The sequence below is a fragment of the Anaerosolibacter sp. genome (assembly GCF_029240175.1).
In the GTDB taxonomy this organism is placed as follows: Bacteria; Bacillota; Clostridia; order Peptostreptococcales; family Thermotaleaceae; genus Anaerosolibacter.
In genome coordinates this window covers 93,392-110,188 of sequence record NZ_JARBTM010000011.1, presented here as the reverse complement: position 1 = coordinate 110,188, position 16,797 = coordinate 93,392, and the positions used below count along the sequence as shown (strand labels likewise).

Genomic DNA, 16,797 nt, shown 5'->3' with positions numbered 1-16,797 from the left:
AAGATCACCTAGTTTTTATTTTTGTCTTGGAATGATAAAGAAAGTTATATATCCAGCCATAAGCAAAACCTGCAATAGCACTGTTATAGACCGCTTCTATGGCTATAACCTTTGTAAAAAGTAGTAATATATCTACTCTATCATTGACAGTATACATAATTAGGTACTGCATCAAATGATAGGATAGCGTAGCCAATAATGTAAAGAAAATAGGCGTTACTGCATGATCTTTGAATATTTTATTTTCAAAAGATCCTATTCCAAGTCCAATCAACATATATACCAATGCATTGACACCTAAAATTCTCCCTATGAGGATATCTTGTAGTAGACCTGCAATCAGTCCAATCACTGCACCTTTCTTTCTTCCAAACAAGATTGCAATAACGACGAGCAATATCAAGGTAGTATTTGGGATGATCCCAAATATTCTAAAGTGCTGAAGGATTGTTGTTTGCAATATGAGATTAAAGACCAAAATGACAGCAATCGATAGTTGGTTCATATTCAATACACCTTCTCCATTAATTATCTGATACGATAACCAGCACTTTATCTATCTTTTTGAAGTTAACCACTGGCTCAACGATAATCGTCTTTAATAGCTCATCCTTTTTCTTAACCACTTCTTTTACTTCACCAATTAAAATGCCTTTGGGGTAGGTACTTAACCCTGAAGTAATTAATTTATCGCCGACTAAAACCTCAGCTTGGGGGTCTATTAGATATCCTGATAGATCAGCATGTACACTTCCTCTAATAACGCCAATATATTCATTGTTACGCAGAACCTCAAAGCTAACTGAGCTTTTGTTGTCTATGATCGTAATAATCTTTGCCCAATTGTCTCCTACTTCATAAACCCTGCCAATTAATCCACTGCCATTTAGTACTGGGTCTTCCTTTTTTATCCCGTGCTTGCTTCCCTTATCAATGGTAAATGTATTGAACCAGTTGCCAGGATCTTTTGCGGAAACACTTGCTGCAGTATAACTGATCTGACCATATCCACTGGTATACTCCAAGGCTTTAGAAAGCTCCTTAAGCTCGATCAGCTCGTCTTCCATAAGCTTATATTGCACAACTTCTTTTTGAAGCTTTTCTACCTCTAATTTTAGTTCTTTATTCTCGCGATCTATGGATTTAAAACGAAAAATAGGTGTTATGGTATTTTCAACGGCCTGTCCAACCTTATAAAACGCTTTTTGAATAGGTGTGAAAATATTACCAATTACGTTTTCTGGTGAAGAGACTTTCATTCTCCCACCTAGACTAATTCCCATTAATATAATGAGAATGATAGTAACCGTAGTTACTATCATTAATACTCCCCTTTTCAACCATTTTCCCATCCAGTCTCACCACTTTATCTCAATCTTTTTGGAGAAATCAATACTCTTTTTAATGTTTCTATTTCTTCTATGGTTTTACCAGTTCCTAAAGCAACACAATCCAGGGGTTCTTCAGCAATACGGACAGGCATACCCGTCTCTCTTCGAACGAGCTTGTCCAGTCCATCTAGTAGTGCTCCCCCGCCAGTTAATACAATTCCATACTCCATGATATCCGCAGCCAACTCCGGAGGTGTTTTCTCTAAAGTATATTTTATTGCGTCAATGATAGAATTCACCGGTTCATGCAATGCATCAAGGATTTCAGATGATGAAATTTCTAAAGTTTTTGGAAGTCCTGATACTAAATCTCTTCCCCTAATTGCCATCTTAGGCTCATTGTTCTTAGGGTATGCAGATCCGATATTAAGCTTTATTTCTTCTGCAGTTCTTTCACCGATCATTAAACTGTATTCTTTCTTAATGTATTGCACAATGGATTCATCTAATTCATCTCCACCAATCCTAACAGACTTGCTGGTTACAATTCCGCCTAGGGAGATAATAGCTATCTCTGTGGTTCCACCACCGATATCTACAACCATGCTTCCAGTAGGCTCTTCAACTGGTAGACCTGCACCAATAGCAGCTGCCATAGGCTCTTCGATCAAGTAGGCTTCTTTAGCACCAGCTTGTAGAGCAGCTTCTTCAACAGCCCTCTTTTCAACTTCTGTTACCCCTGATGGAACCCCTACGACAACTCGTGGCTGAAAAAAAAGTGACTTCTTAGGATACGCTCTTTTGATGAAATATTTTAACATGCTCTGTGTAACGTCAAAATCAGCAATTACACCGTCTTTTAGCGGCCTAATGGCAACAATATTTCCCGGGGTTCTCCCGATCATTTGCTTAGCTTCTTGTCCAACTGCAAGGACTTGCCTTGTATCTTCTTGAATCGCTACAACAGATGGTTCGCGAACGACAATACCTCTTCCTCTTACGTATACCAATGTATTTGCAGTTCCTAAGTCTATACCCATATCTTTTGAAAGAAAATTAAAAACACCCATTTGAATACTCCTTCCTGTTAATTGCCTTGTATAGTATCTTGTCCATTATAGAATAGATTGTTCCTTTAAACTTATATACGAACCATTTCCAATAATAATATGATCAATAATATCAATCCCAATGATTTTACCCGCCTCTGACAATCTTTTTGTGATAGATATGTCTTCTTTGCTAGGTTGAGGGTTTCCACTAGGATGATTATGCAAAAGCACCAGTGATGCAGCACTCTTCTTTATCGCTGTAATAAATACTTCCCTAGGATGCACTAAAGATGCATTTAAGCTTCCTATGGAGACATTTTCTGAAGAAATAATTTCATTCTTTGTATTTAATAGAACAATTTTAAAATACTCTTTTTTATAATACCTCATTTCTTCCATATAGATATTTACAATATCACTTGGGGTTTTTATACATGGTCTGGTAGTTTCTTTTGATGCAGCAATTCTCTTTCCTAATTCAATAGCAGCAATCAATTGGCATGCTTTTGCTGAACCAATCCCTTTTATTTGACTCAGTTCCTCAACCGTACAGCTTGTCAAATAGTGGATTCCAGTTGGATCACAAGAAAGTATCCGCTGAGCCAGCTCTATGGCGGATGCCTCTTTTGTTCCTGTACGAATAAGTATTGCAAGCAACTCTGCATTCGAAAGATTTCCTACGCCAAACTGAATCATTTTTTCCCTAGGACGTTCACTCTCTATCATTTCTTTAATTAATATGTGTCCTTGGTCTCCATGCACCTCAACCACATCCCTAGCTTATTGATCATTCTATTGGTAGTTTCACATAAATGCTCTCTATTAAAGTAATTCGATATAAAAATAATTACTCAAGATAGACTCCAATTTATTGATGGGCAGCCCAACTACATTAAAATAATCCCCCGCTATCCATTCCACTATTGCTGATCCTATTCCTTGGATAGCATAAGACCCTGCCTTGTCCCAGACTTCTCCTGTATCGATATATCTTCTTATTTTAGCATCTGTCAGAGGCTTGACCTTAACCGTTGTCTTTTCAAATGTTACTATTTTTCTAAGACTGCCTGCCTGAATAACTGCAAGGCCCGTAATCACCTCATGAACATCATCTTGAAGCTTCGCTAACATATTATAGGCTTCATCGTAACTCTGAGGCTTACCGAGAACATCTCCTTTCACAACGACTGTGTCAGCTGCAACGATAATATCGCCTTTACAGCAGCTATTAGAAATATCATGGGCTTTTTCTAAAGCTAGAGCCATAACTATTTGTTCCGGAGTTTCTCCCTCATGAACCTTTTCCTCAATAGTAGATGGAATGACTTCAAAAGGTATATTAAAATTTTTTAGTATCTCTGCCCTCCTTGGAGAGCCAGAAGCTAGAATAAGCTTAGACATGAAAATCACCTACAGTTTGCTAAAATTTATAATAGCTAGTATGATGCCTAAAACACTAGCAAGATTTAAACTTAAAACAAATCCAAGGGTAAGCTTTAAAATACTTAAATCTATAGTCATCGGACTAAAACCAATGGTCTTCCCATAGCTTAATATTTTGACACTGTCCCTGAAAATATCACCTATTATGCCTCCAATGATACCGCCTACCGCTACCAGCAGCAATAGTAAAAATGGATTTTTGCCCATTGCCTTCATTTATGCTCCCCCTTGCTCTTACATAATAAATTTTGACGAACTGTTACTTCTTGATAGTATAGTTTTTAGATGAACAGTTGCATAATTTGATGTGAGTCCCACAAAATAACCTGTGAACAAACTGACTAACATCATTACTGGAAGATAAGTAAAAATCAAAGCATTATGAATCATAATACTTGCCACAGTTAATTGGGCAATATTATGGGCAAGAGCTCCAAATACGCTGACACCAATAAGACTAAAATATCGAGAAAATTTTCTGTATACCAGCCACATTACCAAGGTACTTAACAATGCACCTGATAGGCTATATAGAAGTCCTGTTACAGCGCCAGTACCAAGGGTAGCTACCAAACATCTGATAACTGCCACCGCAAAGGCATGTTTATACCCGAATACTACCAAGGTAATTAAATTCACTATATTCGCAAGCCCTAACTTCGCCCCTGGAGCGATGAAAGGAATTGGTATAGAAGATTCTATAATGTGCAACGCTATTCCGATAGAAACGATCATCGACAAATACAGTAGCTTTTTAACTTTCATATATCATATCACACCCTAATAGCTTATAATATCAACATCTGATTTATTGGTAATTAGCTTTATTGATACCCTGTTCGGCAGGCAAATGCTGATTTGATTGGCTCTATCTAACCAACCCATTTTCACACATAGTTGATCTTTACAATCAGCTTCTGTAATTCTTACACTCGATCCTTCAATTTCAATTAGATTATGTCCCTCTTCTGAGTTAATCTCAATCAATTCCTTCTCTTTATTGGCATCAAGGGATATCTTTTTGTATTCCTTGCCCTCCACCTCAATCACTAGATATAAGTTACCACTATTCACACTAATTTCTTTGACAATAAATAATCCAATCATACTGAACATGACGATACTAACGATCAAAATTTTGTCCCATTTTGTCACACTCATCAACTCACATTTACTAATAATTTTTCCAAAATCTACATACTCTATAACTAGTTTACTCAAGAATAGGGAGATTTTTTTAGGAAAACTATGTTTTTCCTTTAAACACAGTTTAAGTTTAACATTTTGATATTTCAATGACAAGTAGTATTTTTTTCATATAAATACCATAATTACTCGATCTTAAAAATAGAACATGCCCACTGCGAGCATGTTCTATTTCATTTTATTTCATTTTAATCGTTTTCTTAGGGCATTTCACTTCACAAGCTCCACAACCTATACATTTATCTTCTAAAATCTTGTGTACTTGTTTCAATTCTCCTTCAATAGCATCGACTGGACACTGTTTTTTACAAATTGTACAACCTATACAATTTTCTTCAATAATCTCAGCCTTTCTTCTTTTTTCGAAATCCGCATAGATTGCTTTTGTCGGGCACTTTTCGGCACAAATCATGCAATTTGTACATTTTTCATAGTTGATCTTTGCCAAATTGTTTGAAAACTCCATGGCATCAAAAGGGCATGCTTTAACACAAATCTGGCAAGCTATACACCCTACATTACATTTTTGCCGAACGACCTTACCTACTTCTTCGTTGTTACAATCTACGATCACATCCTGCTCAAAGGGTACAAAGTGAATCACAGATTTTGGACAAACTTCAATACATTTGCCGCATGCAGTACATCGTTCTGGAATAATTCTAGCTATTCTTCCATCCGTTATTTCGATGGCATCGAACTGACATGCATTTACACATGTTCCAAGTCCTAAACATCCATAAGCACAACTTTTGCTTCCACCTGATACCATTGCAGCAGCTTTACAATCCTGAATTCCGAAATAGTCAAATTTCTCTTTACAGTTTTTTGTGTCTCCGCTGCAAATAACTCTGGCAACCTTTTTTGCGGCATCTCCAGCTTCTACACCCATGATCTCTGCAATATTTTTAGCACAATCTGCCCCGCCAACTGGACACCCAGTTACAGGTGCATTTCCAGCAGCAACTGCATTGGCAAATCCATCACATCCTGGATAGCCACATCCACCACAGTTAGCCCCTGGAAGTACATCCCGAATAGCCTCGACCCTTGGGTCTACCTCAACAGCAAATTTTTGAGAAGCATATGCCAATCCAGCTCCAAAAACCAAGCCTAATCCTCCCAATCCTGCAACCGGAAGTAATAATGTATTTAAATCCATCTCGTATCCCTCCTGTCTAAACGAGTCCAGTAAAGCCTAAGAAAGCAATCGACATTAGACTCGCTGTTATGAGTGCAATAGGAAAGCCTTTAAAAACAGCTGGCACGTCTGCAATCTCTAATCTTTCTCTTATCCCTGCAAATAGGATAATCGCTAGTGAGAATCCTAATGATGCACCGATCGCATTTACAATCGTTTCTATTAAATTAAACTCAGACTGAATATTTAATAACGCAACCCCTAAAACAGCACAGTTTGTAGTGATTAGAGGTAAATACACCCCTAAAGCTTGATAGAGGGTTGGGCTGGTTTTCTGAATAACCATCTCAACAAATTGAACCAATGCTGCTATAACAAGAATAAAAGCTATTGTTTGAAGGTAGCCTAGGCCCATTGTATCTAAAATAAAGATTTGAACAAGATAGGTGATGATGGAGGCTAATGTCATAACGAAGGTTACGGCCATTCCCATACCCGCAGCCGTCTCAACCTGTTTTGAAACACCTAAAAAAGGACATATCCCTAGAAACCTTGATAAAACAAAGTTATTAACAAGTAATGCACTGACAAATATAATAAATAATCCACTTGCTGACATCAATATCCCCCCTTAAAATTGATTTGCTTTTTTAGAAACCGTCCAGTTGTATAGAGCAAGTAAGCATCCTAAAGCAAGGAAAGCTCCTGGAGGCAAAATCATGATCAAAGCAGGTTGATATGAAGCGCCAAATATTGCTTTTCCAAATATAGAACCTGCACCAAGGATCTCTCTCACTGAACCTAGTATTGTTAAGGAGATTGTAAATCCTAACCCCATACCAATTCCATCAACTGCAGATAAAAGCACTGAATTCTTAGAAGCAAATGCCTCTGCTCTTGCTAAAATGATACAGTTAACAACAATTAACGGGATAAACAAGCCTAGTGCTTTATCCAATGCTGGAACAAATGCCTTCATCAATAAACCGATAACAGTTACAAAGGTTGCTATTACAACAACGTAAGCAGGTATACGAATTTTAGCAGGTATGAACTTTTTTATCATCGCAATAACCACATTTGATCCTAACAATACTGCTGTTGTCGCAAGACCCATACCCACTCCATTTACAGCAGAAGTTGTAACTGCAAGGGTTGGGCACATACCTAGCAATTGTATAAAAATCGGATTGTCATATAGAATTCCTCTTAGAAATGTATTGCCAATTTTCATTTTACCACCCCACATTCTATTTCAGTGCTTCATTATATAATTGAATAGCAGCATTTACACCCGCTGTAACGGCTCTGGAAGTAATTGTTGCGCCAGAAATTGAAATAATTTCATTATCTTTCGGTGTTCCAGCTTTGATAACATCAATTTGGCCTTCAGCTTTCTTGTCATTATACTGATTCTTAAATTGGTCATCGGATGCTTTTGCGCCTAATCCAGGTGTTTCGGAATGATTTCCTACGCTAACACCTTGGATTACTCCATCTACAGAAATACCGATCATCACTTCTATTGGTCCGGCATATCCACTAGGATTCGTCTTTATAGTGTATCCAACCACTTGCCCATCTTTAAGGCCTTTATATACTTCTAAAACATTCGCATAACCTGCAAACGTATCTGTTGACATCTCTTCAAATTCACTGGCATCCGATAGGACACTCTGGCGGGCAGTAATATTCGCTTGAAGCACTTGATCCGCGATAGGCTCCATCGTCACATCATTGGTCCATGCAAGTACTGCTGCTGCCACAGCTGTAATGAGCAATAATATTAATCCTAATCTTATTATATCTCGCATTTACTTCACCTCCCCAAATACTCTTGGGCTGGTATACTTATCGATAAGCGGCGCAGCCACGTTCATTAACAGTATTGAGTAGGATACTCCCTCTGGATATCCTCCATAAAGTCTTATAATACTTGTTAGGATACCACATCCTAAAGCATAAATCACTTGCCCTTTAGGTGTTACAGGTGAAGATGCATAATCGGTAGCCATGTAGAAAGCACCAAGCATCAATCCGCCAGCTAACACTTGATAGATCATATATTGGAGACTAAATCCTCCACCCAATACGAATGTTAACACTGCAACTGTTGAAATATAAATCACTGGAATTCTCGGTGTGATTACACCCCTAAAAATCAGATATACGCCACCTAGTATTAAAAGTATAGCAGAGGTTTCTCCGATACATCCACCCACATTCCCTATGAGTAAATCTACCATTGAAGGCAGTGCCTGTCCCGCCGCTTCAGTACCACTGATCAGGGCTAACGGTGTCGCTGTGCTTACAGCGTCTGCACCAGGTGTAACCCAATTAGTCATAGGTACAGGCCAGGATGCCAAAAGCATAGCACGAGCTGCCAAAGCTGGATTCATAAAATTGTGGCCTAAACCGCCAAAAGTATGTTTTACGATAGCAATAGCGAAAATAGAACCAATTACAGGTAACCACCAGGGTGCTGTAGCTGGTATATTAAATGCCAGAAGTAATCCTGTTACCACAGCACTCCAATCGTTAATCGTAACAGGCTGTTTCCTCACTTTTTGAATCACAGCCTCAGTAACAACAGCAGCTATTATTGCTGCAAGAATTACTTTTACTGCGCCCATTCTAAAAAAATAAATACCTGCTAATGTAGCCGGAAGTAGTGCAATTACAACATCCCGCATAATGCGGTTAATTGAATCATCTGCCCGCAAATGGGGAGATGAAGATACAATTAATCTATTATCCATACGAATCCCCTCCATTACTTCGTCTTTCTTTTCTTCGCGATAATTTCACGCTTAGATACTCTTATTGACTGTAGCAATGGCCTTTTTGAAGGACATATGAAAGAACAAGAGCCACATTCTATACAGTCAAGGGCGTTATACTTCTCTGCTGTTTCATGCATGTTTTGCAGAGCATATGCACTGATATACAACGGCTGAATAAACGCCGGACAAATTTCAACACATTTTCCACATCGAATACATGGTTTCGGTTCTGGTAATCTAGCTTCTTCTTGTGATAATACTAATATTCCTGATGTTCCTTTAATCGCAGGAATTTCATCAGTATATTGAGCTAGCCCCATCATAGGTCCCCCCATGATAACCTTCCCGGGATTTCCATTATAGCCACCGCACTGCTCAATAATTTCTTTAAATGGAGTTCCAATCTTAATTAACAGGTTTTTAGGATCTTTGATACCTTTTCCTGTAATCGTAGCAATTCTTTCAACCAAAGGCATTCCAGTCTTAATCACGTTAGCAATCGCTGCAGCTGTTCCTACATTATTTACGACAACACCAACGTCCATTGGAAGTCCGCCAGATGGAACCTCTTTTTTTGTACATGCATAAATCAACTGTTTTTCAGCACCTTGAGGATACTTTGTATGAAGTCCTACAACTTGGATGCCTGATTCTTTCTCAACAGCTCTTTTCATGCTTTCAATGGCATCAGGTTTGTTATCTTCTATACCAATGTAAGCTTTTGTAACATTTAGAACTTTCATCATCGCTTTTAACCCATAGATGATATCATCAGGATTTTCAAGCATTAACCTATGGTCAGCCGTCAAATAAGGTTCACACTCTGCACCATTAAGAACAATTTCTTCTATCTTCTTTTCTGGTGGAGGAGACAATTTTACATGGGTTGGGAATGCAGCTCCACCCATCCCAACAATTCCAGCATCTTTTATAATGCTTAAAATCTCTTTACCGGAAAGATTCGAAATATCCCCTTTCGGGATAACGTTTTCGTGAACAGTGTTCAATCCATCCGATTCAATAACTATACAGACAGCTTCCCCAGTTGGTGTAAGCATACGTGCAATTTGCTTTACCGTACCTGATACACTACTATGCACTGGTGTAGATACAAATGCAGATGTCTCGCCAATCTTTTGTCCTACTTTTACCTGATCTCCAACTTTAACAATCGGCTCACAAGGTGCCCCGATATGCTGCTGAAGAGGAATAGTAACAACTGCTGGTTCCTTAGCTTTCTCTACCTTTAAGCGAGTAGTCGCTTCTTTAAAATGTGGTGGATGTACTCCACCCCTAAAGGACAAGAAACCCATTTTTTTCACCCCTCATTATTAAAAAATTATATAACTAAGTATTGCCACAAATAAAAATATTTCTATACCTTTTTTGAATATCCTGCATTGTTAAAATACTAACTCATTTTTTTGTCTACTGTATACACCATGCGTTAGTAAAAATAAATTAGAATCATTCAAAAAAATATAGAAGCTCATATAAAAAAAAATAAACTACTTAACATGAACCTTACTTCTATGATATAACTTACGAAGAATTATGTCAATAAATGATGAGTCACCTCAGGGATATCTTACATTGTTTCATTCCCACTCGCTGCTCTATTCAACGTAGACTCTTTTTATTTCACAAATTCCTTCATCAATATGGTCTCTTATCCATTGCAATACTCCAAGATCTCCTAACGGCACGCTTTCCAATACCAGTCTCACCTCTCTCGTATCAAAAACAAATGTTTTTCCATCAAAAATATGTTTATATACATAATCAATCATTTCATTTGCCATGATTAATGTGATCATCGTCTCCGCCATATTTCCCAACGGTACTAGGTCGATATGACTGCGCTGAAATCGTGCCGTAACAGTAGTGCCGCTGCCAAGCTTTGAATGTATTTCAAACCTGCCATTGCACATCTCAGCAGCAGCTTTAAATAATGAAATTCCTAATCCTACCTTCCTAGTCTTTCTTGTTGTAACAAAGGGATCTGCTACACTTTTCAAAAAACTCTCATCCATTCCCTTGCCATTATCTATGATATTTATGATGATCTCATCATTTATCGTATCCTCATGCACTTCAATTTCAATAAAAGTTGATTCTGCTGTTATGCTGTTTTGAGCAATGTCTAAAATATGTAATGATAGCTCTCTCATCCTTAGCTGCCTCCAATAATATTTCCAGCTTTTAGTGCCTCCAATATGCCAAAAATGCTTTTTTCCTCCACTTCTATAAAGCTTTCTCTCTCTAAAATGTCATGCAAATAATGAGCATCAGAATTCCTTAAGGATTTATATCTTTGCAAGAAATGGAACTTCTTCATCAATGCTCCATGATTGCCATTTTTTGATATTTCTATTATAGATATGGGTAAATTCGGGGGAATAAATCCAAGATTTGCGATAATACTATAGGAACTTTTATCTACATGGGCTGGAATAACAACCCCTTCTAGTAAATCTACATCTCTAAATGCTTCCTCGAGTGACATATTGACAGATGAAATTAACATTCGTCTATTTTCCCCTACAGGCTGGTCTTTGTCATCATATATTATCTGCTTTCCAAATAATTCCGATAAATTCTCCTTTATACTCATTTTTTCATATACCTTGTTTTGAAATTCTTTCGCTGCTGATAAATTCTTGAATAGACATAAAAGATGTACTTCTTCCTTTGTCTGCAGCTCCATTCCAGGGATTACAATGAGATTATGTTTGAGACCTACAGTCATACATGCATCACAATTTTCAATGGTATTATGGTCTGTTATTGCAATAGCATCCAAGCCTTTAAGGACACTCATACCGATGATGTTATTTGGTGTCATATCCTCATCACCACATGGTGAAAGGGCTGTATGTATATGGAAATCTATAGCAATTTTCATATCATTTGAGTCCTAATTCTTGAAAACAGCAAAAAATATGATATGCGCTTAATGGTGTTCGCAAGATGACAACACCTTCTTCAACCGCTTTAGATATTGTTTCACTTTCAATTGTGATATTCTCAGGTATAATTATACAACCAATATCTAACAGCGCTGCAACTGCGACAATATTGGTATGTGTTTGTACAGTAATCCATGCATCTTGCTGCTTGGCATGTGACATTACCCAGCTTAACAGATCACAGCAGTATAAACCTCTAATCTCACGATTTATATGCTCTTCCCCTGTTACTATGCGAAAATCGTATTTATCAACTAAATCTTTAATGATTATCATGGTTATCTCCACCTTTGTTCATATTTATCAGCATTGTTACTACTGTTGATTTACCTCTCTCAGATTCAATCGTAAATGTATCACAACATCTTTTCATGTTAGGAAGACCCATCCCTGCACCAAAGCCAAGTTCCCTCACTCTGTTAGATGCTGTAGAGAAACCTTCTTTCATAGCAAGTTCAATATTCTCAATACCAGGTCCCTTGTCTGCTGCTGTAATCTGAATGAATTCAGGATAGATATATAATGTGATTTTACCTCCTTCTGAGTGAATTACAATATTGATTTCTGCTTCATAGGTAGCAATTGCAACTCTCCGGATAATCTGTGCATCGATTCCCAATTGTCTAAGAACCTTCTTAATATTGCTTGATGCTTCCCCAGCCCTTGAAAAATCTTCTTTCGCCACCTCAAATTCCAGTTTTAGACTTTCCGAAGATATTTTATTCTCCATTTCTAACCACCTCTCTTTCTAGAACAATTCAGAATCCCTATATCGTTTAATTTTCTTAGATAATAGTGCATCTTTTTAATCATGAATTTTCTGCTTCTATTTACTGTTCATGGTAAAAGCCAAGTATTCATATAAAATCTCATTTAAAGCTCCTTGGTAATCAAAATTGCTTCCTGACTGTTTTGCCTCATTTAAATGTATTAGACCTACATCAATTACTTTTATAAGTTTTTGAGTTAATTCTCCCACACTCGACGTTGTCGAAATATTGTTCAATTCGTTCTTGATACTTTCAAGTGCAGTTATGTTTTCATTGGCTATAGTCCTTATCCGTTCAGCATCGACATTTTCCTTTAGCATTTGATCTCCATGTTCAGACATTTCCAAAAGGATATCTATGAATTTATCACGCTGTGTTTCAATGCTTAGTGTATTTTTTCCATCATCCTTCTCATACTTTATCTGTTGGGCAGGTATATTTATTGATGTAATATATGCGTCAGGATACGCTTTACGTATCTTTTGGAGTTCTACCTCTATCCCAGTGCGAGATAGAGATGAAATTGCAATCACTTTATATCCATCATTTTGATATACATATCCCTGATATCCCTTCCTATTCAATTCTGTTTTCATAGTTTCTGCATTTTCAGTGGTGGTAAATTTTCCGGTCTGAATGCTATAGAAATTTAAGCCTTCTAATTCAAAAGTTGTTACAAATGCTTCTTCTGATACTTCTTCATCAGGAATAGCCTCGCTGCTGTTTTGGGTTTCTACAACAGCTTGTTCAGATGGCATGACGCTAGATTGCTGCGGTTGTTCCTTTGGCTGCATACCTGGCACGATGAAAAGCTTAAAAGCCGTATACCCTAAATAAATCGAGAGCATAGGCAATAAGATAGTAAAAGCCACTGTAAGTCCAACGCTTTTGCTCTTATATTCCTGTTTTAGCTTCCTTCTTGTAATTCTCATTTCCTTCCCCCCTAAAATAATCCTTCAAAATCCATTAGTAGCTGTTGTGGTTCATCTGGATATCTTATATTTGAAACTTGAATACCTAACAATCGTATTTTTTTCGTCTTGCTAATTTTATTTTGTATTATATTTGATGCATGCTGATAAATCTCTTGACCCATATCAGTAAAGTTTGGTAATGTAATGCTTCTCGTTACACATACAAAGTCTTCAAATTTCACCTTTAAAGTAATAGTTTTTGCCTTAAAACCATTCTCCTTAAGCCTATCTCCTAAAATCAAGGAACAGTCTTTCGCATATTTGAGCAGAATATTCATATCATCGATATCTGTTTCAAAGGTCATTTCCTCACCAATAGACTTCCGTCTGTGTTTATTTTCTACAGGCCTATCATCTTTTCCTTGTGCTAAACTTAATAATTCAATTCCTTTTTTTCCGAACCTATCTATAAGAACATTCTGATCATAGTTTAATAAATCCTTAATATAATATATGCCTAATTTGTTCAGTTCATTTTCAGTTTTAGGTCCAACTCCCCAAAGTTTTCTCACTGGTAAAGGCAATAAAAACTTGCCCGCTTCTTCTTCCGTAATAATCATAAATCCATTGGGCTTTTGGTAGTCTGATGCTAGCTTAGCCAAATATTTATTTACCGAAATTCCCACTGATGCAGTTAAGGCTAGTTCTGTTCTTATTCTATCCTTTATTTCTTTTCCAATTCTAATCCCATTTTTACCGGTTACATCGAGGAAAGCCTCGTCGATCGATAATGGCTCGATACAATCGGTATAGTCTTCAAAAATTCCTAAAATTTTCCGAGACACTTCAGTGTATCGCTCCATTCGAACTGGCACAAAAATTAAGTGGGGACATAGCAGCTGTGCCTTTTTAGAAGCCATGGCAGAGCGCACACCAAACTTTCTTGCTTCATAGGATGCGGTACATACAACACCCCTTCTATCAGGATTTCCACCTACTGCTACTGGCTTATTTCTTAGCTCAGGATGATCGTTTTGTTCGACCGAAGCATAAAATGCATCCATATCCACATGGATTATTTGTCTTTCACCCATCCATCATTCACCTCAATAAATATAAATGATTTATAAATAAAGCAATTTTTTTCATTATATCATAAAGAAGACAGCTGTTTTTGCCGATAATTGTTATATTAGACAATTCGTTTCATTCTATCTATGCCAAAGGAGTAAATATATGAATCATATAAATATTCAAAGTATCATTCATCAAAAACTATCAGAAATTCAAAGCAGATTGCCTGCTGGAGTAAATATTATAAAAGAAGAACCAAATGGTGACTTTCAGGATATTTTCGATACTGAGGTTGAAAAGCACTTAAGCACTGAGATTGGCGCAGATGCTGTAGACCCGCTCATCGAAAATGCAGCTGATCGGTATAATGTAGATAAGAACTTGATCAAAGCTGTTATGAATGTAGAATCCAATTTCAATACAACCGCCCTCTCTAAAGTTGGTGCACAAGGTCTTATGCAATTAATGCCCCAGACAGCAAAGTCAGTGGGTGTTTCGAACCCGTGGGATCCAGCTCAAAATATTGAAGGGGGTACAAAATATCTTCGTGATATGTTGAACCGCTACAAGGGCAACGTAAACCTTGCCCTTGCTGCATACAATGCAGGTCCTGGAAATGTTGATAAATATAATGGTATCCCACCATTTTCGGAAACACAGAATTATGTTAAAAAGGTTCTTTCAAAACAAAGCGATTATATTAAAGCTGAATCCGAAGAGTAGTATAACAAACCCCCTACATTTGAAATGTAGGGGGTTTGTTTATTAGATTATTCGTCTTGCTGTAACGAATCGGTCTTTATAATATCCTTCATTTAGTTCTGAAATAACTACTTTCTTCGCGCTCTTACCTGAAGAAGCATGTATAAACCTTCCATCACCAATATAAATACCTACGTGGGATATGTTTCCATCGATCTTTCCTGAAGTATCAAAGAAAACTAAATCACCTGCTTTTAGATCGGACTTAGTGACCTTTTCTCCGTTATGTGCCTGATCTCTTGAAGATCTAGAGATAGAGTATCCAGCACTCTTAAATACATAAGATGTAAATCCCGAACAGTCAAAACTACTTGGCCCATTTGATCCATATCTATATGGTATCCCTAAATATTTTTTTGCTACATCAACAATTTTACTCATTATTGGCATTCTTTCAGCTGATCTAGATACATCCGCACTTGTGTTTCCATCTAATACTATTGTAATATAATCTTGATGAACCCATCCCTCAATACCGTTTTGGGTAATGATGTTATACCAACCATTCTCAAAAGACTTGATTGAAACAGGGCTGTCCATTCCAAGAGTAGCAAGAATTTCACCATCAAGTGCAGGTGTTTTTCTCATGTTGACTTTTGAACCAGCTACCCTGCCAGCGCCATAATTTTGTGATAATTCAACAAAATCTGAATGAACCCATCCCTTCAACTGATCGCTAATGACAATCTCATACCATTCAGCGTTTTCACCAATAATTTTTATTTCCACATTCTTATTAAGCACTTGTAGAATATTTGCATCTAAATTAGGTAAATCCCTAACATTGACACCATCACCGTTTATAATGCCTCTTTTTACTAACTCTTTATTGTCATTCATAGGAACAACTAAATCATTATACACCCAACCTTGACTGCCATTGTTCAACTGTATAAGGTACCAGTCATCCTCACTGTCAAGAATTTGAACATATTCTCCTAGGGCTAAGGTACCTATCACTGATGAAGTAGCGTCTGCTCCACTTCTAACATTTACATCTTTAGCTATAACAACTCCCTTTGCAGACTCTTCTGCATTAGCAACTGTCACCATTAAAAGCGCGCACAATAAAATCAGTGTTAAAATAATCATTCGTTTGATGCCCTTACCCATTTAATTAACCCCCTCAGCCATAGTCCAAAAGTATCTGCTTTGAATATGTCCACCTTTTCGATATAAAATATTACGGTGTCGAATCATTTGTTCCAATATATTACGCTTTGCTATTATTCATTTTTAAAATTTATTTCCTAAAACCTATAAATACATCCTTCGAATAAAACAAATGTAATAGCAACTAGATTCTTTAAATATATAATTCTACACAAAATCTAAAAAACCTTCCCAATTCT

At 37.1% G+C, this 16,797-nt stretch carries 22 protein-coding genes; 1 reads left to right on the top strand and 21 read right to left on the bottom strand.

The genetic code is table 11. The features are described 5' to 3' along the window. Positions 1-4: 4 nt before the first annotated feature. From mreD to dinB, 20 genes are all read right to left on the bottom strand, one after another. Complete coding sequence (gene mreD / locus K0R93_RS09625; RefSeq protein ID WP_300300522.1) at positions 5-505, bottom strand: rod shape-determining protein MreD; 501 nt, start codon at positions 503-505, stop codon at positions 5-7. Between the two features lie 19 nt (positions 506-524). Then, positions 525-1,322: a rod shape-determining protein MreC gene (mreC, locus tag K0R93_RS09620; RefSeq protein ID WP_300300520.1), complete on the bottom strand. Its 798-nt coding sequence runs from the start codon at positions 1,320-1,322 to the stop codon at positions 525-527. Between the two features lie 44 nt (positions 1,323-1,366). After that, positions 1,367-2,401: a rod shape-determining protein gene (locus K0R93_RS09615; RefSeq protein ID WP_300300518.1), complete on the bottom strand. Its 1,035-nt coding sequence runs from the start codon at positions 2,399-2,401 to the stop codon at positions 1,367-1,369. A gap of 45 nt (positions 2,402-2,446) precedes the next feature. Then, a complete protein-coding gene (radC, locus tag K0R93_RS09610) occupies positions 2,447-3,109 on the bottom strand; it encodes a RadC family protein (RefSeq protein WP_300300657.1) in 663 nt (220 codons plus the stop codon). A gap of 96 nt (positions 3,110-3,205) precedes the next feature. Then, complete coding sequence (locus K0R93_RS09605) at positions 3,206-3,784, bottom strand: nucleoside triphosphate pyrophosphatase (RefSeq protein WP_300300516.1); 579 nt, start codon at positions 3,782-3,784, stop codon at positions 3,206-3,208. Between the two features lie 9 nt (positions 3,785-3,793). Next, a complete protein-coding gene (locus K0R93_RS09600) occupies positions 3,794-4,042 on the bottom strand; it encodes a DUF4321 domain-containing protein (RefSeq protein ID WP_300300513.1) in 249 nt (82 codons plus the stop codon). A gap of 18 nt (positions 4,043-4,060) precedes the next feature. After that, positions 4,061-4,591, bottom strand: coding sequence for a Gx transporter family protein (locus K0R93_RS09595; RefSeq protein WP_300300511.1), 531 nt, complete (start codon positions 4,589-4,591; stop codon positions 4,061-4,063). 15 nt (positions 4,592-4,606) lie between these two features. Further along, positions 4,607-4,981, bottom strand: a complete 375-nt coding sequence (locus K0R93_RS09590) for a NusG domain II-containing protein (RefSeq protein ID WP_300300509.1) — start codon at positions 4,979-4,981, stop codon at positions 4,607-4,609. A 229-nt stretch (positions 4,982-5,210) separates the two neighbouring features. Further along, positions 5,211-6,194, bottom strand: coding sequence for an RnfABCDGE type electron transport complex subunit B (locus K0R93_RS09585; RefSeq protein ID WP_300300507.1), 984 nt, complete (start codon positions 6,192-6,194; stop codon positions 5,211-5,213). 16 nt (positions 6,195-6,210) lie between these two features. Next, complete coding sequence (gene rsxA / locus K0R93_RS09580; RefSeq protein WP_300300505.1) at positions 6,211-6,792, bottom strand: electron transport complex subunit RsxA; 582 nt, start codon at positions 6,790-6,792, stop codon at positions 6,211-6,213. A 12-nt stretch (positions 6,793-6,804) separates the two neighbouring features. Beyond that, complete coding sequence (gene rsxE / locus K0R93_RS09575) at positions 6,805-7,407, bottom strand: electron transport complex subunit RsxE (RefSeq protein WP_300300477.1); 603 nt, start codon at positions 7,405-7,407, stop codon at positions 6,805-6,807. Between the two features lie 16 nt (positions 7,408-7,423). Then, a complete protein-coding gene (locus K0R93_RS09570) occupies positions 7,424-7,987 on the bottom strand; it encodes an RnfABCDGE type electron transport complex subunit G (protein WP_300300475.1) in 564 nt (187 codons plus the stop codon). Further along, a complete protein-coding gene (locus K0R93_RS09565; RefSeq protein WP_300300473.1) occupies positions 7,988-8,932 on the bottom strand; it encodes an RnfABCDGE type electron transport complex subunit D in 945 nt (314 codons plus the stop codon). A 14-nt stretch (positions 8,933-8,946) separates the two neighbouring features. Continuing rightward, positions 8,947-10,269: an electron transport complex subunit RsxC gene (rsxC, locus tag K0R93_RS09560; RefSeq protein ID WP_300300471.1), complete on the bottom strand. Its 1,323-nt coding sequence runs from the start codon at positions 10,267-10,269 to the stop codon at positions 8,947-8,949. Positions 10,270-10,572: 303 nt separating this feature from the next. After that, positions 10,573-11,127, bottom strand: coding sequence for an ATP-binding protein (locus tag K0R93_RS09555; RefSeq protein ID WP_300300469.1), 555 nt, complete (start codon positions 11,125-11,127; stop codon positions 10,573-10,575). Between the two features lie 2 nt (positions 11,128-11,129). Then, complete coding sequence (locus tag K0R93_RS09550) at positions 11,130-11,861, bottom strand: PHP domain-containing protein (RefSeq protein ID WP_300300467.1); 732 nt, start codon at positions 11,859-11,861, stop codon at positions 11,130-11,132. Position 11,862: 1 nt separating this feature from the next. Further along, the gene (locus K0R93_RS09545) at positions 11,863-12,201 is read right to left on the bottom strand and encodes an AraC family transcriptional regulator (protein WP_300300465.1); all 339 of its coding nucleotides are present in this window, start codon (positions 12,199-12,201) and stop codon (positions 11,863-11,865) included. Beyond that, entirely contained in the window at positions 12,188-12,655 is a 468-nt protein-coding gene (locus tag K0R93_RS09540) for an ATP-binding protein (RefSeq protein ID WP_300300463.1), read from the bottom strand. The genes K0R93_RS09545 and K0R93_RS09540 overlap by 14 nt, the downstream gene beginning before the upstream one ends. Positions 12,656-12,751: 96 nt before the next feature. Next, on the bottom strand, positions 12,752-13,627 hold the full coding sequence (locus K0R93_RS09535) for an SPOR domain-containing protein (protein WP_300300461.1): 876 nt from the start codon (positions 13,625-13,627) through the stop codon (positions 12,752-12,754). Positions 13,628-13,638: 11 nt separating this feature from the next. Beyond that, the gene (dinB, locus tag K0R93_RS09530) at positions 13,639-14,703 is read right to left on the bottom strand and encodes a DNA polymerase IV (protein WP_300300458.1); all 1,065 of its coding nucleotides are present in this window, start codon (positions 14,701-14,703) and stop codon (positions 13,639-13,641) included. 142 nt (positions 14,704-14,845) lie between these two features. On the opposite strand from dinB, the gene K0R93_RS09525 reads away from it, so the two are divergent. After that, complete coding sequence (locus K0R93_RS09525) at positions 14,846-15,406, top strand: lytic transglycosylase domain-containing protein (RefSeq protein ID WP_300300456.1); 561 nt, start codon at positions 14,846-14,848, stop codon at positions 15,404-15,406. 42 nt (positions 15,407-15,448) lie between these two features. Here the strand turns inward: K0R93_RS09525 and K0R93_RS09520 are convergent, their stop codons facing one another. Beyond that, positions 15,449-16,558 carry a C40 family peptidase gene (locus K0R93_RS09520; RefSeq protein ID WP_300300453.1) on the bottom strand — a complete coding sequence of 370 codons (1,110 nt, stop codon included), beginning with the start codon at positions 16,556-16,558 and terminating at the stop codon, positions 15,449-15,451. Positions 16,559-16,797: the final 239 nt, after the last annotated feature.